Origin of the sequence: Streptomyces sp. WI03-4A (assembly GCF_033792105.1) — a bacterium.
Classification (GTDB): Bacteria; Actinomycetota; Actinomycetes; order Streptomycetales; family Streptomycetaceae; genus Streptomyces; species Streptomyces collinus_A.
This window is the reverse complement of record NZ_JARAUO010000059.1, coordinates 18073-41135: the sequence shown is the minus strand read 5'-3', so window position 1 is coordinate 41135 and position 23063 is coordinate 18073. Positions and strand designations below refer to the sequence as shown.

General features: G+C 74.3%; 27 protein-coding genes. 16 read left to right on the top strand and 11 right to left on the bottom strand.

The genetic code is table 11. From position 1 onward, the window contains the following. The first annotated feature begins 604 nt into the window (after positions 1–604). The 3 genes from PV343_RS37035 (at position 605) to PV343_RS37025 (ending at position 3899) form a co-directional block, all read left to right on the top strand. Positions 605–2467 (top strand): M1 family aminopeptidase, encoded by a 1863-nt coding sequence (locus PV343_RS37035; RefSeq protein WP_319151441.1) that lies wholly within the window; start codon positions 605–607, stop codon positions 2465–2467. A 173-nt stretch (positions 2468–2640) separates the two neighbouring features. Further along, the gene (locus tag PV343_RS37030) at positions 2641–3468 is read left to right on the top strand and encodes a lysozyme (protein ID WP_387951802.1); all 828 of its coding nucleotides are present in this window, start codon (positions 2641–2643) and stop codon (positions 3466–3468) included. A gap of 194 nt (positions 3469–3662) precedes the next feature. Further along, positions 3663–3899 (top strand): SpoIIE family protein phosphatase, encoded by a 237-nt coding sequence (locus PV343_RS37025; RefSeq protein WP_319151439.1) that lies wholly within the window; start codon positions 3663–3665, stop codon positions 3897–3899. A 21-nt stretch (positions 3900–3920) separates the two neighbouring features. Here PV343_RS37025 and PV343_RS37020 read toward each other — a convergent pair whose 3' ends face one another. Continuing rightward, the gene (locus PV343_RS37020; RefSeq protein ID WP_319151438.1) at positions 3921–4607 is read right to left on the bottom strand and encodes a hypothetical protein; all 687 of its coding nucleotides are present in this window, start codon (positions 4605–4607) and stop codon (positions 3921–3923) included. Between the two features lie 130 nt (positions 4608–4737). On the opposite strand from PV343_RS37020, the gene PV343_RS37015 reads away from it, so the two are divergent. From PV343_RS37015 to PV343_RS37005, 3 genes are read left to right on the top strand one after another with little or no spacing between them, the layout of a single operon-like run. Next, positions 4738–4971, top strand: coding sequence for a hypothetical protein (locus PV343_RS37015; RefSeq protein WP_319151436.1), 234 nt, complete (start codon positions 4738–4740; stop codon positions 4969–4971). Between the two features lie 5 nt (positions 4972–4976). Further along, complete coding sequence (locus tag PV343_RS37010) at positions 4977–5393, top strand: hypothetical protein (protein ID WP_319151435.1); 417 nt, start codon at positions 4977–4979, stop codon at positions 5391–5393. A gap of 50 nt (positions 5394–5443) precedes the next feature. After that, positions 5444–5932, top strand: a complete 489-nt coding sequence (locus tag PV343_RS37005; protein WP_319151433.1) for a molybdenum cofactor biosysynthesis protein — start codon at positions 5444–5446, stop codon at positions 5930–5932. A 48-nt stretch (positions 5933–5980) separates the two neighbouring features. On the opposite strand, the gene PV343_RS37000 is transcribed toward PV343_RS37005, so the two are convergent. After that, positions 5981–7114, bottom strand: a complete 1134-nt coding sequence (locus tag PV343_RS37000) for an FUSC family protein (protein WP_319151432.1) — start codon at positions 7112–7114, stop codon at positions 5981–5983. A gap of 132 nt (positions 7115–7246) precedes the next feature. Next, positions 7247–8410, bottom strand: a complete 1164-nt coding sequence (locus tag PV343_RS36995) for an AI-2E family transporter (protein ID WP_319151431.1) — start codon at positions 8408–8410, stop codon at positions 7247–7249. A 183-nt stretch (positions 8411–8593) separates the two neighbouring features. Between PV343_RS36995 and PV343_RS36990 the strand changes: the two genes are divergently transcribed. Then, a complete protein-coding gene (locus PV343_RS36990; protein ID WP_319151430.1) occupies positions 8594–8755 on the top strand; it encodes a hypothetical protein in 162 nt (53 codons plus the stop codon). Between the two features lie 93 nt (positions 8756–8848). On the opposite strand, the gene PV343_RS36985 is transcribed toward PV343_RS36990, so the two are convergent. Beyond that, positions 8849–9283 (bottom strand): DUF2267 domain-containing protein, encoded by a 435-nt coding sequence (locus PV343_RS36985; RefSeq protein ID WP_319151429.1) that lies wholly within the window; start codon positions 9281–9283, stop codon positions 8849–8851. Positions 9284–9388: 105 nt separating this feature from the next. Beyond that, on the bottom strand, positions 9389–9880 hold the full coding sequence (locus tag PV343_RS36980) for a DUF1360 domain-containing protein (RefSeq protein ID WP_319151428.1): 492 nt from the start codon (positions 9878–9880) through the stop codon (positions 9389–9391). 201 nt (positions 9881–10081) lie between these two features. Here PV343_RS36980 and PV343_RS36975 point away from each other — a divergent pair, with 201 nt between their 5' ends. The 9 genes from PV343_RS36975 to hypE all read left to right on the top strand — a co-directional run bounded on the left by PV343_RS36975 (position 10082) and on the right by hypE (position 19237). Further along, positions 10082–10609: a hypothetical protein gene (locus tag PV343_RS36975; RefSeq protein WP_319151427.1), complete on the top strand. Its 528-nt coding sequence runs from the start codon at positions 10082–10084 to the stop codon at positions 10607–10609. Positions 10610–10794: 185 nt separating this feature from the next. Next, complete coding sequence (locus PV343_RS36970) at positions 10795–11163, top strand: hypothetical protein (RefSeq protein WP_319151426.1); 369 nt, start codon at positions 10795–10797, stop codon at positions 11161–11163. A 66-nt stretch (positions 11164–11229) separates the two neighbouring features. Then, positions 11230–12942 carry a hydrogenase maturation protein gene (locus tag PV343_RS36965; RefSeq protein WP_319151425.1) on the top strand — a complete coding sequence of 571 codons (1713 nt, stop codon included), beginning with the start codon at positions 11230–11232 and terminating at the stop codon, positions 12940–12942. Beyond that, a complete protein-coding gene (locus tag PV343_RS36960; RefSeq protein ID WP_319151424.1) occupies positions 12939–13529 on the top strand; it encodes a hydrogenase maturation protease in 591 nt (196 codons plus the stop codon). Before PV343_RS36965 ends, PV343_RS36960 begins: the two co-directional genes overlap by 4 nt. A gap of 60 nt (positions 13530–13589) precedes the next feature. Then, positions 13590–14315: a hydrogenase nickel incorporation protein HypB gene (gene hypB / locus PV343_RS36955; RefSeq protein WP_319151422.1), complete on the top strand. Its 726-nt coding sequence runs from the start codon at positions 13590–13592 to the stop codon at positions 14313–14315. Continuing rightward, positions 14312–16660 carry a carbamoyltransferase HypF gene (gene hypF, locus PV343_RS36950; protein ID WP_319151421.1) on the top strand — a complete coding sequence of 783 codons (2349 nt, stop codon included), beginning with the start codon at positions 14312–14314 and terminating at the stop codon, positions 16658–16660. Before hypB ends, hypF begins: the two co-directional genes overlap by 4 nt. Before the next feature lie 3 nt (positions 16661–16663). Further along, a complete protein-coding gene (locus PV343_RS36945; protein WP_319151420.1) occupies positions 16664–16954 on the top strand; it encodes a HypC/HybG/HupF family hydrogenase formation chaperone in 291 nt (96 codons plus the stop codon). Next, a complete protein-coding gene (gene hypD, locus PV343_RS36940) occupies positions 16951–18096 on the top strand; it encodes a hydrogenase formation protein HypD (protein WP_319151419.1) in 1146 nt (381 codons plus the stop codon). Before PV343_RS36945 ends, hypD begins: the two co-directional genes overlap by 4 nt. 151 nt (positions 18097–18247) lie before the next feature. After that, positions 18248–19237, top strand: a complete 990-nt coding sequence (gene hypE, locus PV343_RS36935) for a hydrogenase expression/formation protein HypE (protein WP_319151442.1) — start codon at positions 18248–18250, stop codon at positions 19235–19237. Positions 19238–19263: 26 nt separating this feature from the next. Here hypE and hypA read toward each other — a convergent pair whose 3' ends face one another. The 6 genes from hypA to PV343_RS36905 form a co-directional block, all read right to left on the bottom strand. Then, positions 19264–19620: a hydrogenase maturation nickel metallochaperone HypA gene (hypA, locus tag PV343_RS36930; RefSeq protein WP_319151418.1), complete on the bottom strand. Its 357-nt coding sequence runs from the start codon at positions 19618–19620 to the stop codon at positions 19264–19266. An 8-nt stretch (positions 19621–19628) separates the two neighbouring features. Next, complete coding sequence (locus tag PV343_RS36925; protein WP_167543339.1) at positions 19629–19781, bottom strand: hypothetical protein; 153 nt, start codon at positions 19779–19781, stop codon at positions 19629–19631. Positions 19782–19854: 73 nt separating this feature from the next. Next, entirely contained in the window at positions 19855–20061 is a 207-nt protein-coding gene (locus PV343_RS36920; RefSeq protein WP_319151417.1) for a hypothetical protein, read from the bottom strand. Between the two features lie 22 nt (positions 20062–20083). Next, positions 20084–20680, bottom strand: coding sequence for a DUF5947 family protein (locus PV343_RS36915; protein WP_319151416.1), 597 nt, complete (start codon positions 20678–20680; stop codon positions 20084–20086). Beyond that, positions 20677–21255, bottom strand: a complete 579-nt coding sequence (locus PV343_RS36910; RefSeq protein WP_319151415.1) for a NifU family protein — start codon at positions 21253–21255, stop codon at positions 20677–20679. Before PV343_RS36910 ends, PV343_RS36915 begins: the two co-directional genes overlap by 4 nt. Next, positions 21248–23041 (bottom strand): nickel-dependent hydrogenase large subunit, encoded by a 1794-nt coding sequence (locus PV343_RS36905; RefSeq protein ID WP_319151413.1) that lies wholly within the window; start codon positions 23039–23041, stop codon positions 21248–21250. Before PV343_RS36905 ends, PV343_RS36910 begins: the two co-directional genes overlap by 8 nt. Positions 23042–23063: the final 22 nt, after the last annotated feature.

Below are 23063 nucleotides of genomic sequence, written 5' to 3'. Positions count from 1 at the left end.
TGGCTACGGCTGCTGAGCCGCACACCCGCACCCGCGCCCCGCGCCTCGGGCCGCGCCCGCGCCCCGCGCTGAGCCGTACGCCCGGACCCGCGCCCCGGGCCCGCGCCCCGCACCTGAGCCCCGAGCAGGTGTGCGCGCCCCGCACCTGAGGTGCGCCCCGGGCCTCGGGCCGCGCCCGCGCCTCGCGCTGAGCCGCACGCCCGCACCGGCGCCCCGGGCCTCGGGCCGCGCCCGCGCCCCGCGCTGAGTCGCACACCCGCACCCGCGCACAGGGCCTCGGACCCGCGCCCCCCGCTGAGCCGCACTGGCGTCCCACGCTGAGCCGCACACTCGCACCGGCGTCACCCTCACCCCAGAGGCTCACCCCCGGAGCCGCCGGCAGGCCCCCGCATCAGGAGCCCGGCCACCCACTTCCTCACCCCTTCTGGCATGGCCCGGTCAAATCTGTCACGCTTTCGGCAGTCCGTGCCCCGACCCCAGGGGTGCGGCGCACCTCTCCGCACAGCGAGCGCGCAACCCCACCAGCGGCCGCCCCGGCGCACCCCGGCCGGCCCTGCGGCCATCCGAGCAGGCCGGAACCCCGGCCGTCGCAAAGGAGCAGTGTGTGAGACCGACCCCCCACAAGGCCCTCGGCGCAGGCGTGCTCACCGCCGCCGCGCTGATCGCCCTCTCCCTCCCCGTCACCCCCGCCGCCGCCCGGCCGGCCGGAACCCCGGTGGCCGCCGACTGCACCCCGGCGCAGGTGGTCACCAACGGCGGCTTCGAAAGCGGCACTTCGCCGTGGACGCAGTCCTCGTCCGGCCTCATCACCAGCCGCAGCGGCCAGACCGCCCACGGCGGTTCGTCGTACGCCTGGCTGAACGGCGTCGGCAGCACCCGGACCGACGCCCTCACCCAGAGCGTCACGATCCCCGGCGGCTGCGCCACCGCCACCCTCAGCTTCTGGCTCCACATCGACACCGACGAGACCACCTCGTCCACCGCGTACGACAAGCTGACGGCGAAGATCGGCAGCACCACGCTGGCGACCTACTCGAACCTGGACCACGCCACCGGCTACATGCGCAAGTCGTTCGACGTGTCGTCCTTCGCCGGGCAGACCGTCAACATCGCCTTCACCGGCACCGAGGACTCCAGCCTCCAGAGCAGCTTCGTCCTGGACGACATCGCCCTGGACACCTCCGGCGGCACCACCCCGCCCCCGGCGGACACGGTCCGCACCCCGGCCGCGCCCGCCTACACCGTCAGCCTCAGCAGCGACACCGGCGGCACCGTATGGAACGGGCACGAGAGCGCCACGTTCACCAACGCCTCCGCCACCGCCCTCACCGAGGTGTACCTGCGGCTGTGGGACAACTACCACGGCACCTGCTCGGCGATGCCCATCACGGTCACCAACGTCACCGGCGGCACGGCGGGCGCCCTCTCGGTGAACTGCACCGCGCTGAAGATCACCCTGCCCTCGCCGCTGAACCAGGGCCAGAGCGCCACCATCGGCTTCGACCTCGGCATCACCGTCCCCAGCGGTGCCGACCGGTTCGGCCACGACGGAGCGTTCAGCTTCATCGGCAACGCCCTGCCCGTCCTCGCGGTGCGCGACGGCTCGGGCTGGCACCTGGACCCGTACACCAACAACGGCGAATCCTTCTACTCCCTGGCCGCCGACTTCAAGGTGACCCTCGACCACCCCAGCGGCCTGCTGGTCCCCGCCACCGGCACCTCCACCGACACCCCCGGCTCCAGCGGCCGCACCGTCACCACCGCGACCGCCACCAAGGTCCGTGACTTCGCCTGGGCCGCCGGGCCCTTCAGCAAGATCTCCGGGACCTCCTCCGCCGGCGTGCCGGTGAACATCTACTCCGTCTCGGGCATCAGCTCCTCCAGTGCCCAGTCCATGCTCAGCACCGCCAAGTCCGCCGTGGACGCCCACGCGGCCCGCTTCGGCGCTTACCCGTACGGCGAACTGGACGCGGTGATCGACAACAACTACTGGTTCGGCGGCATGGAGTACCCCGGGTTCGTCCTCGACCTGGTCAGCACCACGGCACTCACCCACGAGATCGGCCACCAGTGGTGGTACGGCATCGTCGGTGACGACGAGTACAACAGCCCGTGGCTGGACGAGGCGTTCACCGACTACTCGACCGACCTCGCCCTCGGCAAGACCGGCACCGGCTGCTGGAGCAGCGTCTCCTGGGCCTCCAGCGCCGAGAAGATCACCAACTCCATGGCCTACTGGGACGCGCACTCCTCCCGGTACTCCACCGTCGTCTACGGCTACGGCAAGTGCGCCCTGCACGACCTGCGCAGGGTCCTCGGCGACACCGCCATGGCCAAGCTGCTCAAGGACTACGCGACCGCGCACTGGTACGGCGTCTCGACCACGGCCGAGTTCAAGGCGGCCGCCCAGGCCGCCACGAGCACCGACCTGACCTCCTTCTGGACCCAGCACCGCATCGACGGCTGACCGTCGAACCGGTGGTCGTGGGCGGTGCCCTTCCCGGCACCGCCCACGGCCACGCGCGCCCGGCCCCCGTGCCACTCACATGGCGTAATTGCAGCTCAGGATGGCTTCGTTGGGCGGTATCCGGAGTGCGGCACGCTCAGAGCGCGGGTCAGATGGAACCTGTGCGAAGCCCTATAGCCTTTCACCGCAGCCGCTCCCGCCGGGCTCTCACCGGCGCGCTGACCGGCCTCCTGATCCTCCTGCCGATCCTCTCCGCCCCGCCGTCCGCGGCCGGCTCCCTGCCCGAACGGGGCAGCGCCTACATGGGTATGGGAGTGCCGGCCCACGACGGCTCCGACGCCACCGACGACGAGACCCCGACCGACTCCCGGACCACCCAGACCGAAGGCGTGGACGTCTCCAGCTACCAGGGGGACGTCGCCTGGCAGACGCTGTGGGGGAGCGGCGTCCAGTGGGCGTACACGAAGGCGAGCGAGGGGACGTACTACACGAACCCCTACTTCGGCTCGCAGTACTCCCGTTCCTACGACGTCGGCATGATCCGCGGCGCGTACCACTTCGCGACCCCCGACACCTCGGGCGGCGCCGCCCAGGCCGACTACTTCGTCGACCACGGCGGCGGCTGGTCCAAGGACGGCAAGACCCTGCCCGGCGCGCTCGACATGGAGTGGAACCCCTACGGCGACGACTGCTACGGCAAGTCCGCGAGCGGGATGGTCACCTGGGTCCGCGACTTCCTCGACCGCTACAAGTCCCGCACCGGCCGGAACGCCGTCATCTACACCGCCACCAGCTGGTGGAGCCAGTGCACGGGCGACTACGCGGGCTTCGCCGCGACCAACCCGCTCTGGATCGCCCGGTACGCCTCCACGGCGGGCACGCTACCGGCGGGCTGGTCGGTGTACACCATGTGGCAGTACACCTCCTCCGGACCCACCGTCGGCGACCACGACAGGTTCAACGGCGCAGCGGACCGCGTCAAGAGCCTCGCCATCGGCTGACGGACGCGCGGCGGTGACGAGGTGACGGCTGAGGCGAGCGGTGCGCCGCTGGAGGAGTTCCTCGCCGATCCCGCGAGCTGCACCATGGACCTGTCCACGGCCGTGGCGGCCGACGCGTTGCAGCGGGAGGCCGACCCGCACGTGGGGCTGCGCACCCTGCTCTCCGCCCGCGGCCGCCGGGTGCGGAGAGCAGGGTGCGGCCCGGCGACCGGGTGCTGCTGTACACCGACGGCGTCACCGAGGCCCGTACGGCGTACGGACAGCTCGTCGGCCTCGAACGGTTCGCCGACTACGTCATCCGGGCGAGCGCCGGCGGCGAGCTCGCGCCCGAGACACTCAGACGCCTGATCCACTCACTGCTGGACTCGCAGGACAGCGGGCTCCGGGACGACGCGACGATCCTGCTGTCCGAATGGCAGCCGGTGCGCTGAACCGGCCGGTCCGGTGTGTCCTCAGCGTCCCGGGCCGCGACGGAACCAGCCGCGCCGGGGCGGCGCGGCGGGCGGCGCGGTGGGAGCGGGACCGGGGTGCGGCGGCTGTGCCGGGCCGCCGAACGGGGGCAGTTGGCGGAAGCGTTCGTCGAAGGTGACCGTCGGTGTGATGCGGTGCAGCGCGGCCCGCACCCGGGTGAGCGGGTGGTCGGGGAACTGCGCGTCCCACTGCTCGTCGTCGGCCACGTGACTCGGCAGCCCGCCGAACTGGCCGCCGTCGGCGTACGGATGCGGCCGGAAGTAGTTCTCCGGCCCCACCCGGTCCGCCACCAGGGCCTCGCGCAGCCCCGTCATCGGCCCCTCCGCGGCCTGCACCTTCAGCACCGTGCTGCACCCCGCCTTGGGCACCGTCCACGAACCGATGAACGCCTGGCCGTGCGGCCGGCCGGGCAGCGGCACCTTGAGAAGCTGACGGAGGCCCGGGACGCCGTGCAGCGTGCCGGGCATCGCCTCGATGAGGTTGCCGCCGTGACTGCCCACACCGGCCGCGAGCATGCTCCGCAGACGCTCGAACTCGTGCAGCGGGGCGGGCAGATCGGGGACGAGGGGGAAGAAATGGACCGAGAGCACGAGTCCCGCCTCGTCCGTCCACACGCCGGGCTCGCGCTCGATGAAGCCGGACAGATCCAGGCCGGTGATCGGAGTCATGGCGATCATCATGCCGCGCGGGCACGACGGCCGGGCGGCGGGGTCACCGTCCCCGGCCGCCGGTCCCCGTCTTCGGCCACCGGCCGCGGCGGCCCGTCCGGCGGCGGGCGCGCGCGGTACGGTCGGGCGCATGGCAGAACCGCGGCTGATGCTCCGGGCCGGGGCGGTCGCCGTCTTCCAGCACAGCCCGGGACTCGACCGGTTCACCGCCCTGACGGCGGGCGTGGCCATCGGCTGCGGGATGACGGCCTTCGGCGCCACCCAGGCGGTGAGCCTGCGCCTGCTGTACGCCCGCGAGGTCCGTCGCCGCACCGCCCCCGCGGCCCCACCGGCCGCCGCCCGGGCGACGACCCCGGTCCCGTAGCCGCCGTGCTCGGCTCGTCCTGGCTCGGCATCGGCACCGGCCTGCTGCTGCGCCCCGGCTTCTGGGCGGACTTCGTGCCCTGGCGCACCGGCCGGGTGGACGCCCAGGCCCTCGGCGTCTGGGCCCTCGCCCTCGGGGCCGGGGTGCTGGGCTCGCTCGCCGAGGACGACCTCGGCCGCACCCGCGCCGCCCTGCTGTCCCTGCCCGGCACCGCCCTCGCCATGACGCCCGTCCTGGGCGTCCGCGCCTCCCACGTCGACTGGGCCTCCGGACCGGCCCTCGGCCTGGTCGCCATGGTGGCCGGCCTGCTGGTCGCCGGGACGAGCGGCCACCTGCTGCTCAGGGGCATCACGGGAGCCGGGGCCGGTGCCGGTGCCGGTGCCGGTGCCGGTGCCGGTGGTGCGGCGCGGAGCACCGGCTGAGCGTCGCGGGCCGGTGCGTCGGGCGGCGGGCCGGGAACTAGGCTCGGGGCGTGGCCCATGTGGAGATCGTCCAGCTGCTGGTCTCGCCGGTGCACCGGCTCGCGGGCCGGCCCGGTGACGGCGTACCCGAGCTGCCGCGCGAGGAACTGGTGCCGGCGGCCGAGGTCCGCGCGGGCCTCGGCATCGTCGGGGACCGGTACTTCAACCGTCCCGCGCACCGCAACGCCTCGATCACCCTCATGGCCGCCGAGCGCCTGCCACGGCCCGCGGCCGGCGAGGCCGGCCTGTTGCGCACACGGCGCAACGTGCTGCTGCGCGGCGTGGACATCGACGCCTTCGTCGGCTCCACGGTCTTCCTCGACTGCGGCACGGGACCTGTGACGTTGGAGGTCCGCACCGCGGCCAGGCCCTGCGCGTGGATGGACGCGACGCTGGGGCCCGGTGCCCAGCGGGCGCTGCGCGGCGGCGGGGGAGTCCGCTGCCGCCCCCTGACCGACGGAACCCTCACCGTGGGCCCCGCGGAGTTCGGGGTGGTCTGACCCCGGCCGCGCCGCGCGGGCCGGCCGCCCCTGGGCCGGCGCCTCCCTTCAGGGGGCCGAGGCCACCAGGCGGTCGGCCAGGCGGTGGGCCTGGGCGAGCAGGGTGCCGTAGGTGGCGACCTCGTCGGGGTCGTCCGTCGTGGAGCGGGCGAGGTCCCGGCGCAGCTCCTGGAGCGTGCCGCGCAGCTTCGCCACCGCCTCGCGCAGCTCGTCGTCCCGGGCGTGGTCGAACCGGCTGCGGCTGTACAGGTGCAGTGCCCGGGCGGTCTGGTTCAGGAACCGGGCGTAGCGGCGGGAGAGTTCCGGGTGCGGGCGGTGCTCGGCCCGCTCCTCGGCGGTCGCCTCGAGCACCGTACGGGTCACGCCGGTGGTGTGGACGGAGGCGTAGTCGAGGACCAGGACGGCGTCGTCGTACCCCTTGCCGGCCGACGCGGCACGCCTGCGGTGCCGCAGGTTGACCCTGAGGCTCTCCCGGCTCCGCTCCAGCGAGGCGTACGCCTGCTCGACCAGGCGGCGCAGGCGCAGGGCGCGCTCGTGCCAGCTGCCCGCCTCCTCCGCGTCCCACCGGCTCTCGGCCAGCCCGTCGGCCACGGCCCGCAGGATGTCGTGGGCCTCGTCCGTCGCGTCCCGGAGCACGGCCTGGGTGTCGCGCAGGTACACCGGCGGCCGGATCAGCGCGTTCACGGCGATGCCCACCACGGCACCGAACAGGCCCTCGCCGAGCCGGGCCGCCGACGTGGACAGCGCCACGGGACCGTTGGTCAGGACGAACAGCGCGCCGGTGGCCGCGTAGATGCCCTGGCTGCCCAGGCGCCGCCAGTGGCCCAGCAGCATCACGACGGGCATGACCAGGGCCATCGCGGCCATCGTGTCGCGCAGCAGCAGCCCCACCGCGGTGGCCACGACCGTCCCGACGGCGATCGCCGCCAGCTGCTGCAGACCGCGCGCGATCGACCGGTACACCGTCGACTCCACCAGGACCACCGCCACCCACGGCGCGACGAACGCCACGGGCGCGTGCAGCCACCAGCCCGAGACCGCCCAGGCCACCCACGCGGCCAGCGCCGCCTTGAGGGCCTGCACGGCCAGATCGCGCTCACGGCCCGGTTCCGCCCAGGCCCGTCGCAGGGCCGTCACCACGGCCGTCCCGTCACGCCGCAGCGTCCGCCGGTTCACTGTCATCCCACGCACGAAACTCCGGGTGCCACCCGTGCCCCCGTCCATGCCACCCCGCCGCCTCGCGCGCGGCGCCGGGCACCGCCTCCACCTGCGCGGTCACACCCGGGACCGGCGGCCGGCCTCGCCGCGCCGGGCTCAGGGAGGCAGCGCCCGCAGCGCGCGCAGGACCGCCCAGACGACCGAGATGAACGGCACCGCCACGACCGCCCCGATCACCCCCGCGACGATGCTGCCCGCGATGACGGACACCGCGACGACGAGCGGGTGCAGCCGGACCGCCCAGCTCATCACCAGGGGGTGCAGCACATGCCCCTCGATCTGGCCGATGACGACGATGAGCACCAGCACGGCCAGGGCCGTGAGCGGCCCGCGCCCGGCCAGGGCGACGATCGTGGCCACCCCGAGCGCCACCGGCGAGCCCACCAGGGGCACGAACGCGGCGAAGAACTCCAGCAGCGCCAGCGGCAGCGCGAGCGGCACCCGCAGCACGAGCAGCGCGATGCCGACCAGAACGGCGTTGGTGGCCGCCACGATGATGATGCCGCGGGTGTACCCGGCGAACGTGCTCCACGCCGCCCGCCCGGCGGTGTCCCAGGCCGGCCGGGCCCGGCTCGGGACGAGCTGATCCCGTGTCCAGCCCCACATGCGCTCGCCGGAGTGGATGAAGAAGACGGACGTGAACAGCGCGAGCGCGGCGCCCGTGACCACTTCGACGACCCGGCCGAGCTGCGAGACCACGCTGCTGAGCAGGTCGGCGCGGTGGGCCGCGATGTAGTCCGTGACCTGGCGCTCCAGCGCGTTGAGGCGGTCCGTGCTGAGCCGGAAGGGCGGGCGTTGCAGCCACAGCTCGATCCGGTGGAACCCGCCCCGGAACTCGTGTGCGAGCGTGCCCGACTGGCCCGCCACCGCGTTGCCCACCAGCGCGAGCAGGCCCATCAGGAGCAGCAGGCTGCCCACCAGCGCGACGGCCACGCACAGCGGTCGGGGCAGCACCCGGTTCAGGAGGTCGGCGAGCGGGCGCAGGACCGAGGTGACGACGAGGGCCAGGAACACGGCGACGGCGACGAGCTGGAAGCGGCCGAGGATGGTGAAGACGCCGTAGACGACGATGCCGACGAGGACGAGCCGCCAGGCGTAGGCGGCGGCCAGCCGCAGCCACGGCACCACCCGCCCGCCGGCCGGGCCGTCCGGCTCGGAGCGCACGCCCGCCGGCAGCCGTACGCTGTACGCCGGCCGGCTGCCCAGCACCGTGCCGCCCACCCGTTGCCGCGCACCCGCCCGCCGTCCCGCACCGCCCACCGCGCCTCCCGCTGCGTTCCGCGTCCGGACCCTCACCGACCGTCACGCCTGCCGAGAACGGTACGGGCAACCGGGCGGAGGCTGCCGTCCAACGCGCGGTCGCAGGACCTTCACAACCCGCCGGCGTTGGAGGCTCCGGGGCAGGGGCACTCGGGCGGCGTCGCCGGCCGGGAGGAGGCCCCCGTGGTCACCGTCGCCCTTCTGCTGCTCCCCGTGCTCAGCGTGCTGCTCTACGGCCTGGACCAGGTCGAGGACCGCTGGGTCACCCGGGCGGCCCCGTCCGCCCGCCACGCCCGGCGCAGGTCCCTCTTCAGGCGGCCCTGGACACGCCCGCACCGGCGATAGGAGCGTCCGGCGCCCACGACGGGAGAGCGGCCGGCACAAGGAGCGGCCGGGAGCGCGGCTCCGCCCGGCCTCAGCCCGTGCCGCCGCCCCGCCTCAGCCCGTGCCGGCGCCGTCGTCCTCGGCGCGCCCCACCGGCAGCAGGTCCCGGATGTCGGCGGGCAGCGTCCCGGCCATCCGCTCGGTCAGCTCGGGCGCCAGGGCGGCGTCCAGCACCTCCAGCACCGCGGCGGCCTCCCGCAGGGCGGTGTCCTCGTCGGTCCCGGCCCGGTCGGCGATCCGCCCCGCGAACACCGCGAGCCCGAACGCCTCTCCCGCGGTGCCCGAGTCGGGGGCGGCCGAGGCGTCCGCCGCCTCGCGCATCGGGGCCGCCAGGTCCGGCGGCAGCTGAGCGGCCACGTGACGGGCGAGCCCGGACGGCAGCCGCTCCGACAGCGTGCTCACCACCGCGCGCGCGGCCCGCTCGGCCGCCCCGCGGTCGGGCAGCGCGGCGAGCGCCTGGACCTTTCCGATCATCTCGTCGTGATGCATGAGGGGGCTTCCTTCCTCACGATGCCGCGCCCCCACGGTCGAAGGGGCCGACGGGGTCGCCCGCGTCTCACGGGTCCCCGCCCCGGGCCGTGGGCGCCCGGCGGCTCACTGCTCGGCCGACTGCTGGGTCCAGGTCCACGCGTACTGGAGCCAGTCCGCCACCGAAACCGCGCCGAGACCCCCGCACACCATGCGGGTCAGACGCGGGGACGCGGTGTACGAGCACACCAGCGCCGTCGCCGCCCAGGCCGAGGTGCAGAAGGGGCAGGACAGCAGGTCGCCCACCGCCCGCCGCACGCCCGTGCCGCGCGGTTCGTCGAGGACCTCGTTCGCCTCGCCCTGACCGGTCCGGCGGGTGAACGGCGCGCGCACGAAACTCGTCACCTTGTCCCTGGTCAGCAGCCTGGACGTCTTGTACGCCGCCACCCCCAGGAGGACCACGTCCCAGGGTGGGAGCCGCTCCGGCAGCCGGACCCCCCGGGACCTGGCCACCAGGGTGTAGGCGCCGACGCCCGTCGCGAGCACGGAGGCGAGGGCCGCGTACCCCGCGAGGGGCACCTCGTCCTGGTCGTCGTACTGGCCGGCGTCCGTCGTCATCGAGCCTCCCGGGTGCGCGGCCCGCCCTCCGGCGGGCGCGCCCCGAGTTCCCCGGCGGTCCACGGCCACACGCGGCCCGGCAGCCGTGACGTGGGCCAAGCCACATATGACGAAGTTCCCAGCCCCCTCCGATCGTGCCCGGCCGCGGGCTACCGTGACGACGAGCCCCTGTTCCCCTCACGCAGTTCGGACGGCCCGCTAGTGCTCACAGACCTGTCCCCCCTGATCGCCGCTACGGCCCGCTGGCTGACCGGCGCCTACCCGCCCTGCGGCGGCGCGCTGGCCTCCGCCCTGTGCGAGGCGCAGGCGCGGCAGGCCGTGACGGTCGCCGCGTGGCTGCGCTACCCGACCGAGATCGACGCCGGGCTCGTCACCCTGGCCGGGCCCGGCGGCGCGGCCCGCCTGGACTGGGTCACCGGCGCCGACGCGGCCGGCGAGGACGCGCCGGCGGACTGGGCGTGGCGCACCTGGGTCGACGAGGTCGTCGCGAGCTGGGCCGCCGGCCTGCTCACCGACCCGGAACTGGCCGGCACCGCCGTCGGCGCGCTGGCCGGGGGAGAGCACACCGCGGGCCCGGCGGCCGAGTTCCGCCGTCTGCTCGACCCCGACGACGGCGACCGCCGCGCCGCCGCGCTGCTCAGGCACCCGGACCTGCTCGCACCCGTGGCCGACCTCCACCGCGACCAGCTCCTGGAGCGTCTCCGGACGGGACCGGCCCTCGCCGCCTGACGGCGTCGCCCGACGGCTCGGGACCCGGTCGCCCCCGCTCGCACGCGCGTCCTCGCGCCTCGACGCGCTTCATCACGCCTCCTCCCGCCGCGTTGCGCTCCATCGCGCCTCCCCGCGCGCCGGCTCACGCCCCGGGCAGCCGCACTCCGGCGGGAGCCGCCCCCTGCCGGGGTAAGCCTCGCCGCATGACCTTCAAGAACCCCGTCCACCGCGGCGGCCCCCGCCGCGGCCGGTTCGAGCAGCTCGCCGAGTACGCCTCCAACCTCACCAGCTCCCCGGCCTTCTTCCTGTTCTGCCTGCTCCTCGTCGCCTTCTTCGCCGCCGCCCACGCGGCCCACCTGGACATCGAACTGCTGCTCCTGGCGGGCGAGTCCATGACAGCGGTCACCCTGCTGCTGCTCGCGCTGCTCAAGAACGCGGAAGTGCGGGCCGAGCACGCCATCCAGCGCAAGCTCGACGCGATCGCGGGTGCCCTGCTGGAGGCCCACAAGGACGAGCGGGGGCGGCCCTTCGAGGACCTGCGGAACGCGATCCGGATGGAGGAGGAGACCTGACGGCGGACCAGGAAACGCCGCACGGGTTCTTCCCGGTATGCCGGGAAGGGGCCAACATGCCATGGCATGAACATTTTGCTCGTCGCCAGCGCGTTCAACAGCCTCTCCCAACGCGTGTACGTCGAACTCACGGACGAGGGTCACCGGGTGGACGTCGTCCTCGCCACGCACGGCCCCGAACCCGTCCGTGCGGCCGTCCGGGAGACGGGCCCGGACCTGATCGTCGCGCCCATGCTGAAGACGGCCCTGCCCGAGGACGTCTGGCGGGAGCACACCTGCCTCGTCGTACATCCCGGGCCGCCCGGCGACCGCGGCCCGTCGTCGCTGGACTGGGCGATCGCGGGGGAGGCGGCGCACTGGGGCGTGACGGTGCTCCAGGCCGAGGCCGCCATGGACGCCGGCGACATCTGGGCCGCGGAACCGTTCCCGGTGACCGCAGTCGGCAAGAGCGACCTCTACCGCAACGAGGCCTCGGACGCCGCGATGTCCGCCGTCCTGCTGGCCGTACGCCGGTACGCCGACGCCTCGTACAAGCCCCGCCCCCAGACCGGCGACGCGGGCGACGGCCCGGACATCGTGTGGCGCGACTTCTTCCGCCAGGACCGGCGCCGCGTCGACTGGCACCACGACAGCACCGGGACCGTGCTGCGCAAGCTCCGCGGCGCCGACTCGCAGCCCGGCGTCCTCGACGAGGTCCTCGGCCACGAGGTCTTCCTGCACGGCGGCCACCCGGAGGACGAACTGCGCGGCCGTCCCGGCGAACTGCTCGCGACCCGGGCGGGCGCCGTCTGCCGGGCCACCCGCGACGGCGCCGTGTGGATCCCCGAGCTGCGCCCCCGCAAGAGATCCGGCGACCCCGCGCCGTTCCGCCGCCCCGCCGCCTCCGTGCTCGCCGCCCTCGGCGTCCCGCTGCCCGAGGCCCCCGCCCCCTTCGAGCTGCCCGCCGACCGGCGCACCTGGTCCGACGTCCGCTACCGCAGACGCGGCGACGTCGGCTTCCTGACCTTCTCCTTCCCGGGCGGCGCCATGAGCACCGACCAGTGCCGCCGGCTCCTCGCCGCCTACGAGCACGCGCTCGCCGACCCCACCTGGGTCCTCGTGCTCGGCCCGGAACGCGACTTCTTCTCCAACGGCATCCACCTGAACGTCATCGAGGCGGCCGCCGACCCGGCCGAGGAGTCCTGGGCCAACATCAACGCCATGGACGACCTGGCCGAGGCCGTGCTGCGCACCACCGACCGGCTCGTGGTGGCCGCGCTCGGCGGCAACGCGGCCGCCGGCGGCGCCATGCTCGCCCTCGCCGCCGACCAGGTCTGGTGCCGCGCCGGGGCCGTCCTCAACCCGCACTACCGGCGGATGGGCCTGTACGGCTCCGAGTTCTGGACGTACACGCTGCCGCGCCGCGTCGGCGCCGCCACCGCGCACCGGCTGACCACCGAGGCGCTGCCGCTCAGCGCCGCGTCGGCCGCCCGGGCCGGGCTGGTCGACCGGATCGTGCGCACCGCGCCGGGCGAGTTCGCCGCCGAGACCGAACGGCTGGCCGCCGAGCTGGCCGCCGCCCCGGACCTCGCCCAGCGGATCGCCGCCAAGGCCGCGGCCCGCCGCGCCGACGAGGAGGTACGCCCGCTCGCGGAGTACCGGCGCGAGGAACTCGCCCGGATGCACGCGATCTTCTTCGACCCCGAAGCCCCCTACCACGCCCTGCGGTCGGCGTTCGTCCGCAAGCAGCCGGCCGCCTCCACCCGCCCGCTGGCACCGCTCGACGGAGCCGCCCGGTGAGCCCCGCGGCCGGCCGGCTGCTGGTGGCGGGCGTCGGCAACATCTTCCTCGGCGACGACGCGTTCGGGCCCGAGGTCGTCCGCGCCCTCGACCGGCGCCCGCTGCCCCCGGAGGCGACGGTGCGGGACTTCGGCATCCGCGGCATGGACCTCGCCTACACCCTGCTGGACGGCTGCGCCACCGCCGTCCTGGTCGACGCCGCCCCGCGCGGGCACCGCCCCGGCACCCTCACTCTCGTCGAGGCCGAACCGCCCGACGGCACGGCCGTCCCCGAAGCCCACGGCATGGACCCGGAGAAGGTGCTGGCCCTGGCCGCCCAGCTCGGCGACGAACCGCTGCCCCGGGTCCTGGTGCTGGCCTGCGAGCCCGGAGTCCTGCCCCGCGGCGACGAGGACATCGCACCGGGACTGAGCGCACCCGTGCGGGAAGCGGTCGACCGGGCCGTGGACGCGCTGCACACGCTGGTCCCCGTGCTGCTGGCCGACCCCGCCGCGCCCGCCCCGGCGTTGGGCCGCCCGATGGAATCCGGGACCCCGCACCCGGCTGCGCTGCCCGGCCACGCGCCCGCGGGAGCCGAAGATCGGTGAGACCCGGGCCGTACCGGACACGGCCGGGGCTCTGCCGTACGACTACGAGGAGCTGGGCCCATGTGCCGGTCCGACGTCAAGCAGGCCGTCCTGGCGAAGAACGACGACCTGGCCGCGAGCCTGCGCGAGGACCTGACCCGGCAGGGCGTGACCGTGGTCAACCTGCTCTCCAGCCCCGGCAGCGGGAAGACCGAGCTCCTCGGCCGGGTGCTGGCCCGGGCGGTCGAGCGGGACGTCCCGGTCGCCGCGCTCACCGCGGACCTGGCGACCGAGAACGACGCCGTCCGGCTGGCCCGCTCGGGCGCGCCGGTCCAGCAGGTGCTCACCGACGGACTGTGCCACCTGGAGGCCCGGCAGGTGCGCGGGCACCTGGAGGGCTGGCTGCCCGCGGACACCGCGGTGCTCTTCGTGGAGAACGTCGGCAACCTGGTCTGCCCGGCCTCCTACGACCTCGGCGAGACCCTGCGAGTCGTGCTGATGGCGGTGACCGAGGGCGAGGACAAGCCGCTGAAGTACCCCACCGCCTTCGGCTCCGCCCACCTGGTCGTCATCACCAAGACCGACCTCGCGGAGGCGGCCGGCTTCGACGAGGCCGCCTTCCTGGCCAACCTCCAGCGGGTCAACCCCGGGGTGGAGACCGTACGGTCGTGCGCCCGCACCGGCGACGGCGTCGACACCCTGCTGGCCCACACCCTCGCCGCCCGGCACGCCGCCCCGCCGCACCGGCCGCCGCTCGCCCCCCACCCGCACGGCCACCACCACACCGTCGCCAGTACCGCCCGGTGAGCGCGCCCGCCACCGGCGCGGTCCGCCGCCGGATCACCGTGCGCGGCACCGTGCAGGGCGTGGGCTTCAGGCCGTACGTGCACCGCCTGGCCGCCGACCTCGCGCTGACCGGCTTCGTGAGTAACACCGCGAACGGTGTCCTCATCGAGGTCGAGGGCCCGGCCGGGGAGGTGGTCAGGTTCTGCGACCAGCTCGCCGAGCGGCCGCCGCCGCTGGCGGCCGTGACCGGCGTCGGCTGCGAGGACCTGCCCGCCACCGGCGCCACCGGGCCGTTCACCATCCGCGCCACCTACCGGGCCGAGGGCCGCACCCAGCTCCCGCCCGACACCGCGACCTGCGCCGACTGCCTGTGCGAACTGGCCGCGCCGGCCGACCGGCGGCACCGCCACCCGTTCATCACCTGCACCCACTGCGGCCCCCGCTTCACCATCGCCACCGCGATGCCCTACGACCGCGCGGCCACCACCATGGCCGGCTTCCCGATGTGCCCCGCCTGCGCCCGCGAGTACGGCGACCCGGCCGACCGGCGCTTCCACGCCCAGCCCGTCGCCTGCCCCGACTGCGGACCCCGGCTGCGGCTGGTACCGGCCGACGGCACCGGCGTCCGCCCCGCCCGCGACGCCGACGCCCTGGCCACGGCACGGGCCCTGCTCGCCGCCGGCCGGATCGTCGCCGTCAAGGGCGTCGGCGGCTACCACCTGGCCTGCGACGCCACCGACGCACGGGCCGTCGCCACCCTGCGCGCGCGCAAGGAACGCGGAGGCAAGGCCTTCGCCGTGATGTGCGCCGACCTGCGCACCGCCGAGCGCGTCGCGCACCTCTGCGACGCCGAACGCGCGGCGCTCACCGGAGCCCGCCGCCCCATCGTCCTGCTCCGCCGCCGCACGCCCCCGGACGGCCTCCACCTCGCCGGCGAGGTGTGCCCCGGCAGCCCGCACATCGGCGTGATGCTGCCGTACACCCCGGTGCACACCCTCCTGTTCGGGCTGCCCGGCGACCCCCCGGGCCCGCAGGTGCTGGTCATGACCAGCGGCAACCGCTCGGGCGAGCCCATCGTCACCGGCGACGCCGAGGCGCTGACCCGGCTCGCGGGACTCGCCGACGCCTGGCTCGGCCACGACCGGCCCATCGCCTCACCCTGCGACGACTCCCTGCTGCGGGTGCGCGAGGACGGCACCGAGCAGGTGCTGCGCCGCTCCCGCGGTTACGTTCCGCGCCCGGTGCGCCTCCCGTTCCCGGTCCCCGCGGTGCTCGCGGTCGGCGGCGATCTGAAGAACGCCCTGTGCCTGGGCGAGGGCGACCAGGCCTGGTTCGGGCCGCACATCGGCGACATGGGCGACCTGGCCACCCTGGAGGCCGCCGAACGCGCCGAACGGCACCTCACCCGGCTCACCGGAGTCACCCCGCGCCTGGTGGCCGCCGACCGGCACCCCGGCTACCACTCGACGGGATGGGCCCGCCGCAGGTCCGCCCGGCTCGGCGCCGGACCACCCCGGCAGGTCCAGCACCACCACGCCCACATCGCCTCCGCGATGGCCGAGCACGGCCTCGACGGCAGCACGCCGGTGATCGGCGTCGCCTTCGACGGCACCGGGTACGGCGACGACGGCACCGTCTGGGGCGGTGAGGTCCTGCTCGCCGACTACAGCGGCTACCGCCGGCTCGCCCACCTCGCCCCCGCCCCGCTGCCCGGCGGGGACGCGGGCGTCGCCAACCCCTGCCGGCTGGCGCTGGCCCGGCTGTGGGCCGCAGGGCTGCCGTGGGAGCCGGCCCTGCCGTGCGTCACCGCCTGCACCGAGGCCGAACTCACCGTGCTGCGGCGGCAGCTGGAGCGGCAGGTGGCCTGCGTCGCCACCTCCAGCATGGGCCGCCTCTTCGACGCGGTCTCCTCCCTGACCGGCGTCTGCCACCGGGCCGGCTACGAGGCGCAGGCGGCGCTCGAACTGGAGGCGGCGGCCGCGCGGGCGTGGGGGGCCGACGCCGTGGCGTACCCCTTCGGGCTCCCGGCCGGCCACCTGGTCGACCCCGCGCCGATGCTCCGGGCGCTCCTCGCCGACCAGCGGCGCGGCACCCCCGTCCCGGTGCTCGCGGCCCGCTTCCACCGCGGTGTCGCGCGCGCCGTCACCGAGATCTGCGGGCGGGCCCGCGCGGCCGCCGGCCTGACCACCGTGGCCCTCACCGGAGGTGTCTTCGCCAACGGCCTGCTGGAGCACGAGTGCGCCGCCCTGCTGGCCGCGGCCGGCTTCACCGTCCTGCGCCACCGCGAAGTCCCCCCGAACGACGGCGGGCTGGCGCTCGGCCAGCTCATGGTCGCGGGAACAGCAACCAACCACGAGACGGAGTGACCCATGTGTCTGGCAGTGCCCGGCAAGGTGGTGGCCATCGACGAGGGCGCCGATCCGCGCACCGGGCTGATCGACTTCGGCGGAGTGCGCAAACAGGCGTGCCTGGAGTACCTGCCCGATGTCCGGGTGGGGGAGTACGTCATCGTCCACGTCGGCTTCGCCCTGCAGCGCCTGGACGAGGAGTCGGCCCGGGCGTCCCTGGAGCTGTTCGAGCAACTGGGGCTTTTGGAGGAGGAGTTCGGCGACGCCTGGGAGCAGGCGGCGCGGCACGAGAGCGGAAGTGAGGTCCAGTGAAGTACATCGACGAGTTCAACGACCCGGAGCTGGCACGCCGGTTGCTGGACGAGATCAGAGCCACGGTCACCCGGCCCTGGGCCCTGATGGAGGTGTGCGGCGGCCAGACCCACTCCATCATCCGGCACGGCGTCGACCAGCTCCTGCCGGACGAGGTGGAGCTGATCCACGGCCCGGGCTGCCCGGTGTGCGTCACACCGCTGGACGTCATCGACAAGGCGCTGGAGATCGCCGCCCGGCCCGGCGTGATCTTCTGCTCCTTCGGCGACATGCTCCGGGTCCCCGGCACCGACCGCGACCTGTTCCGGGTCAAGGGCGAGGGCGGGGACGTACGGGTCGTGTACTCGCCGCTCGACGCCCTCGACCTGGCCCGCAAGAACCCCGACCGGGAGGTCGTGTTCTTCGCGATCGGCTTCGAGACGACCGCCCCCGCCAACGCCATGGCCGTCCACCAGGCCCGCCGCCTCGGCGTACGGAACTTCAGCCTGCTGGTGTCCCACGTCCGGGTCCCCCCGGCGATCGAGGCCATCATGACCGCCCCCGCCTGCCGGGTGCAGGGCTTCCTGGCCGCCGGGCACGTGTGCAGCGTGATGGGCACCGCCGAGTACCCGGACCTCGCCGACAAGCACGGGGTGCCGATCGTGGTGACCGGCTTCGAGCCGCTGGACATCCTGGAGGGCATCCGCCGCGCCGTGCACCAGCTTGAGCGCGGCGAGCACCGGGTGGAGAACGCCTACGCCCGGGCCGTGCGCGACCAGGGCAACCCGGCCGCGCAGCGGATGATCGAGGAGGTGTTCGAGGTCGTCGACCGCAACTGGCGCGGCATCGGCCTCATTCCCGCCAGCGGCTGGCGCCTGACCGAGGCCTTCCGCGAGCACGACGCCGAGCACCGCTTCGACGTCACCGGCATCCGCACCGAGGAACCCGCCGTGTGCCGGGCCGGCGAGGTGCTGCAGGGCCTGATCAAACCCACCGAGTGCGAGGCGTTCGGCACGGCCTGCACCCCGCGCACCCCGCTCGGCGCCACCATGGTCTCCAGCGAGGGCGCCTGCGCGGCCTACTACCTGTACCGCCGGATGACCGACGGCCCGGCACCGCGGGGATCCCGCGCCCCGCAGGAGGAGATGAACCCCGTTGGCTGACCTCGCCACCGAAACCGCCGCGACCGCCACCGAAACCGCCGCGACCGCCACCGAAACCGCCGCGACCGCCGCCGGGGCCGCCGGCGCGGTCGCGGTCGACCCCGCCGACTGGACCTGCCCGGCCCCCCTGCGCGACCAGCCGGTCGTGGTCATGGGCCACGGCGGCGGCGGCGCCCTGTCCGCCGAACTGATCGAGCAGGTCTTCGCGCCCGCGTACGGCAACCCCACCCTGGCCGCCCTCACCGACTCCGCCGTCCTCGAACTGGGCGGCGCCCGGCTGGCCTTCTCCACCGACTCCCACGTCGTACGGCCGCTTTTCTTCCCCGGCGGCAGCCTCGGCGACCTCGCGGTCAACGGCACGGTCAACGACCTGGCGATGAGCGGCGCCGTGCCCACCCACCTGTCCACGGCCTTCGTGCTGGAGGAGGGCGTGGAGCTGGCGGTCGTCGGCCGGATCGCCCGCGACATCGGGGCGGCGGCCCGGGCGGCCGGTGTCGTCGTCGCCACCGGCGACACCAAGGTGGTCGAGTCGGGACACGGCGACGGCGTCTACGTCACCACCGCCGGCGTCGGCCTCGTCCCCGACGGCGTCGACATCCGCCCGCAGCGCGCCCGGCCCGGTGACGCCGTCATCGTCAGCGGCCCGATCGGCCTGCACGGCGTGGCGATCATGAGCGTGCGCGAGGGCCTGGAGTTCGGCGTCGAGATCGCCTCCGACACCGCGCCGCTGGCCGGTCTGGTGGCGGCCATGCTGGCGGTCACCCAGGACGTCCACGTCCTGCGCGACCCCACCCGGGGCGGCCTGGGCGCGTCCCTGAACGAGATCGCCCGCGCCTCCGGCACCGGCGTACGGCTGCGCGAGCGTGCCATCCCGGTCCCGGACGAGGTCGTCAACGCCTGCGGCTTCCTCGGCCTCGACCCGCTCTACGTGGCCAACGAGGGCCGGCTCGTCGCGTTCGTGCCCCCGCAGGAGGCGGAGGCGGTGCTCGCGGCGATGCGGGCGCATCCGCAGGGCGTGGGCGCGACGCTCGTCGGCGAGTGCGTCGAGGAGCACCCGGGCATGGTCGTCGTCGCCACCGGGCTCGGCGGCACCAGGGTGGTCGACCTGCCGCTGGGCGAACAGCTGCCGCGCATCTGCTGAGCGCGCGCCGGCCGGAGCCGGCCCCGTCAGCGCGGGGCCGGCACCGCCTCCACACCCGTGATCTCCAGCTCCCGCCCACTGCGCAGGTCCTGCGAGGGCCGGTCGCAGTCGGGGCACCAGAAGAACGGCGGCATGCCCACCGCGAACTCCCGCGCGCAGCCCTCGCACCAGGCCCGCGCCGTCACCTGCTCCACGACCAGTTCGGCGGCGGCCAGCGGCGTGCCGTCACGGGCCACCTCGAAGGCGAAGTGCAGCGCGTCCGGCACCACACCCGCCAACTCCCCGACCCGGACGGTCACCAGCGACACGTCGCCGGCGCCGTCCGACCGGGCGATCTCCCCGGCCTGCTCCACGATCGCGGTCGCGATCGACAGTTCGTGCACGGCCGGGATCAGGGGTAGCGGCGGTTCGCGCGGAGGCCACCGGTCATCCGGTAGATCCGCACCTCCCGCATCATGCCGGGCAGTTCCTTGACGAGCAGGGCCAGCGCCAGGCCGCCGACCAGGCAGGCCTGGGCGATCAGCACCTGGCGACCCGTCGTCACCGACCTCGCGGACTTCTTCGACCTAGCCGATCTCGTGGTCCGGCAGCGATTCATCACGGTCACTTCCGCCCTCTCATCCGGGTGAGATGTTCGGCATGACGTCCAGCAGGGCGTCGTGCCGCTTCCAGTGGATCCCGGTGGAGCGACGGGCGTCGGAGGTCCCGTCCTCGTGGAATCCGGTCTGATGGCTGTGCGGGCCCCTGTTGCCCTGGTGCAGACCCCGTACGTGCGTGAGCTGGTCGGGCCGCGCCTGGGGGCGGCCCACTCGGATGCTGCCCATGTCCGTTCTCCTTCCCGGGTCCTCACGACCGCTCGGTGAGCTCCGCGAAGAACCGTTCCACGGCCGGCCAGACCCGCTCGCCGCCGGACAGGCCCCGCCATTCGCGGCGGATCACGGCCACCATCCGGAAGCAGTCGTCGACCGGCACGATCCAGTGCTCCTGAAGGCCCCGCACGGTGTTCACCAGCAGCGCCTCCACATCGGGTGCCATGGACGCGAGCTGCGGAAACACGGCGGTCAGCCGCTGCCAGGCCGCCGCGTCCACCTCCCAGCGCATGGCCCCGGCCGGACTCGGCCCCTGGGCGGTGACCGTGCCGTCGGAGCGCGGCACGAAGAACACCAGGCCCACCGGCACGCCCAGCACCGCCGTGTCGACCGGCGGGAGCTTGAGCCGGCGCCGGGGCACCAGCCGGTAGCGCCCCTCGCCGGCCGCGTCGTCGGCGAAGAGCACCGAGCAGGGGCCGCACACGCAGCGCACCTCGGCGTCCGCGGTGTCGTACAGATGGGGGTGCTCGCCGGGCACCGGGGCGGCGCACAGTTCGCACGCCTCGGCCCGCGCCGCCGCGCCCCGGCCGGCCGCCGAGCGGATGACGCGGGCCAGCGCTCCGTCCACGGTCACCGCGCCTCCCGCGGCCGCGCCCCGGTCCGGTGGCCCAGCGTCGTGAGGGGGACGAAGGCGGGGGCCGCGCGCCGCTCGGCGGCGACCGGCTCCACCGACTCCAGCTCCGGGGCGGCGGCCAGCACCGCCGCCCGGACGGCCTCGGTGATGTCGGCCGACCCGCCGCCACCGCAGCCGGACCCGCATCCGCCGCCCCCGGTGCTCACCCGCACCCGGGCCACCTGTCCCTCGACACCGGCCCACTCCAGGTCCCCGCCGCGCTCGCGGACCGCGGGCCGCAGCCGCTCGACCGCGCGGGCGGCCCGGTGCTCGGCGGAGTCGGGGTGGATGCCGTGCAGCACCAGCAGGTGCCCCAGCAGCTCGTCGTCGGCGAGCCGCGCGCGCAGGTCCTCGTCCGCCAGGTCGAGCACCCGGGCCAGGGCCTCGCCGTAGACCTCGGTCAGCAGGGCCACCGACTCCAGCGCCTCACGGGCGGCCGGGCCGGGCGCCGACTCCAGGCCGGCCAGCAGCTCGTCGAGCCGGGCCAGCCGCGCCTCCACGGCCGGGTCCGGGAGCCGTACGGCCGTGTCAGCCATGGTTGGCCCCGTACGTGGGCGAGTGCACGGTCGACAGCGTCTTGCCCTTGCCGACGTACATGTGCACCCCGCACGGCAGACAGGGGTCGAAGCTGCGCACGGTGCGCATGATGTCGACGCCCTTGAAGTCGTCCGGCCCGTTCTCCTCGAAGATCGGCTGGCCCTGGACGGCGTCCTCGTACGGCCCCGGGGTGCCGTAGATGTCGCGAGGGCTGGCGTTCCACGGGGTCGGCGGGTACGGGTGATAGTTGGCGATCTTCTTGTCGCGGATCACCAGGTGGTGCGAGAGGACACCGCGGACCGCCTCGTGGAACCCGCAGCCGATGGCGTCGTCCGGCACCTCGAAGTTCTCGAAGACCTTGGTGTCGCCGTCGCGGAGCATGCCCATCGCCTCCTCCAGGAACTGCAGGGCCATGGCGGCCGCGTAGGCGACGAAGTAGGGCCGGGCACGGTCCCTCTCAATCGTGTTGCTCCACTTCGGGATGTGCCACTCCAGCGTGGTCTCCGGCAGCGACTCGCCCTTGGGCAGCGAGATGCGCACGCTGTTGCCGGTGGCCTTGATGTACGGCGTGTCGACCAGGCCGCTCAGCGCGGTCGACCACAGCCGGGCCAGCGGGCCGCCGCCGGTGTCCAGGGCGAGGTGCTGGCCGGACTCCGGGTGGTACCAGCGCGGGCTCATCACCCAGCTGTAGTTGCCGTCGAAGTCGCGCTTCTGCGGCACCGGCACGGTGGTCTGGTTCCACGGGTGGCGCATGTCGACGGGGTTGCCGAGCGGGTCATGGGTGACGAAGGGGTCCTCGTTGACCCAGTCCTCGTAGAAGGAGCTGCCCAGCATGATGCGCAGCCCGAGGTTGATGTCGATGAGGTTGTTGGTGACCAGCTTGCCGTCCACGATGATGCCCGGGGTGACGTACATCGCCTTGCCCCACCGGTTCATGTTCTCGTACCGGTAGTCGACGACGTCCGGGTTCTGCCAGGCGCCCCAGCAGCCGAGCAGGATGCGGCGCTTGCCGACCTCCTCGTAGCCGGGCAGCGCCTCGTAGAAGAAGTCGAAGACGTCGTCGTTCATCGCCACCGCCTTCTTCACGAAGTCGATGACGCGCATGAGCCGGCTGAGGTAGTCGGTGAAGGTGTTCGGCTGCGGCATCGTGCCGACACCGCCCGGGTACAGCGTGGAGGGGTGGACGTGCCGCCCCTCCATCAGGCAGAACATCTCCCGGGTGACCCGGCTGACCTTCAGCGCCTCCTTGTAGACCTCGCCCTCGAAGGGGTTGAAGGCCTTCATGATGTCGGCGATGGTCCGGTAGCCGTGGATGTCGCCGCGGGGCGCGTCCGTGCGCTCGGCCCGGGCCAGGACACCGGGGTTGGTGGCCTTGACCATCGCCTCGCAGAAGTCCACGAACACCAGGTTGTCCTGGAAGAGCGTGTGATCGAACATGTACTCGGCCGCTTCGCCGAGGTTGGTGATGTGCTCGGCCAGCTTCGGCGGCTTGACGCCGTAGGCCATCTGCTGGGCGTAGTTCGAGCACGTGGTGTGGTTGTCCCCGCAGATACCGCAGATGCGCGAGGTGATGAAGCCCGCGTCGCGCGGGTCCTTGCCCTTCATGAACACCGAGTAGCCGCGGAACAGCGACGAGGTGCTGTGGCACTCCACGACTTCCCGGTTGGCGAAGTCGATCTTCGTGTAGATGCCCAGGTTGCCGATGATCCGGGTGATCGGGTCCCAGGACATGTCCACGATCTGCTCGGGTTTGCGTCCGGTGGACCGGGCGTCGGTGGTCGTCATCTGCGGTACTGCCCCTTGCTGC

Excerpts from the sequence above, each read along its gene's own strand:
- PV343_RS37020 (WP_319151438.1), bottom strand. The coding sequence starts at position 4,607 with ATGACTCCGATCACCGGCCTGGATCTGTCCGGCTTCATCGAGCGCGAG.
- PV343_RS37015 (WP_319151436.1), top strand. The coding sequence starts at position 4,738 with ATGGCAGAACCGCGGCTGATGCTCCGGGCCGGGGCGGTCGCCGTCTTC.
- PV343_RS37000 (WP_319151432.1), bottom strand. The coding sequence starts at position 7,114 with ATGACAGTGAACCGGCGGACGCTGCGGCGTGACGGGACGGCCGTGGTG.
- PV343_RS36985 (WP_319151429.1), bottom strand. The coding sequence starts at position 9,283 with ATGCATCACGACGAGATGATCGGAAAGGTCCAGGCGCTCGCCGCGCTG.
- PV343_RS36980 (WP_319151428.1), bottom strand. The coding sequence starts at position 9,880 with ATGACGACGGACGCCGGCCAGTACGACGACCAGGACGAGGTGCCCCTC.
- PV343_RS36970 (WP_319151426.1), top strand. The coding sequence starts at position 10,795 with ATGACCTTCAAGAACCCCGTCCACCGCGGCGGCCCCCGCCGCGGCCGG.
- PV343_RS36965 (WP_319151425.1), top strand. The coding sequence starts at position 11,230 with ATGAACATTTTGCTCGTCGCCAGCGCGTTCAACAGCCTCTCCCAACGC.
- hypB (WP_319151422.1), top strand. The coding sequence starts at position 13,590 with ATGTGCCGGTCCGACGTCAAGCAGGCCGTCCTGGCGAAGAACGACGAC.
- PV343_RS36945 (WP_319151420.1), top strand. The coding sequence starts at position 16,664 with ATGTGTCTGGCAGTGCCCGGCAAGGTGGTGGCCATCGACGAGGGCGCC.
- hypE (WP_319151442.1), top strand. The coding sequence starts at position 18,248 with ATGGGCCACGGCGGCGGCGGCGCCCTGTCCGCCGAACTGATCGAGCAG.
- PV343_RS36920 (WP_319151417.1), bottom strand. The coding sequence starts at position 20,061 with ATGGGCAGCATCCGAGTGGGCCGCCCCCAGGCGCGGCCCGACCAGCTC.
- PV343_RS36910 (WP_319151415.1), bottom strand. The coding sequence starts at position 21,255 with ATGGCTGACACGGCCGTACGGCTCCCGGACCCGGCCGTGGAGGCGCGG.
- PV343_RS36905 (WP_319151413.1), bottom strand. The coding sequence starts at position 23,041 with ATGACGACCACCGACGCCCGGTCCACCGGACGCAAACCCGAGCAGATC.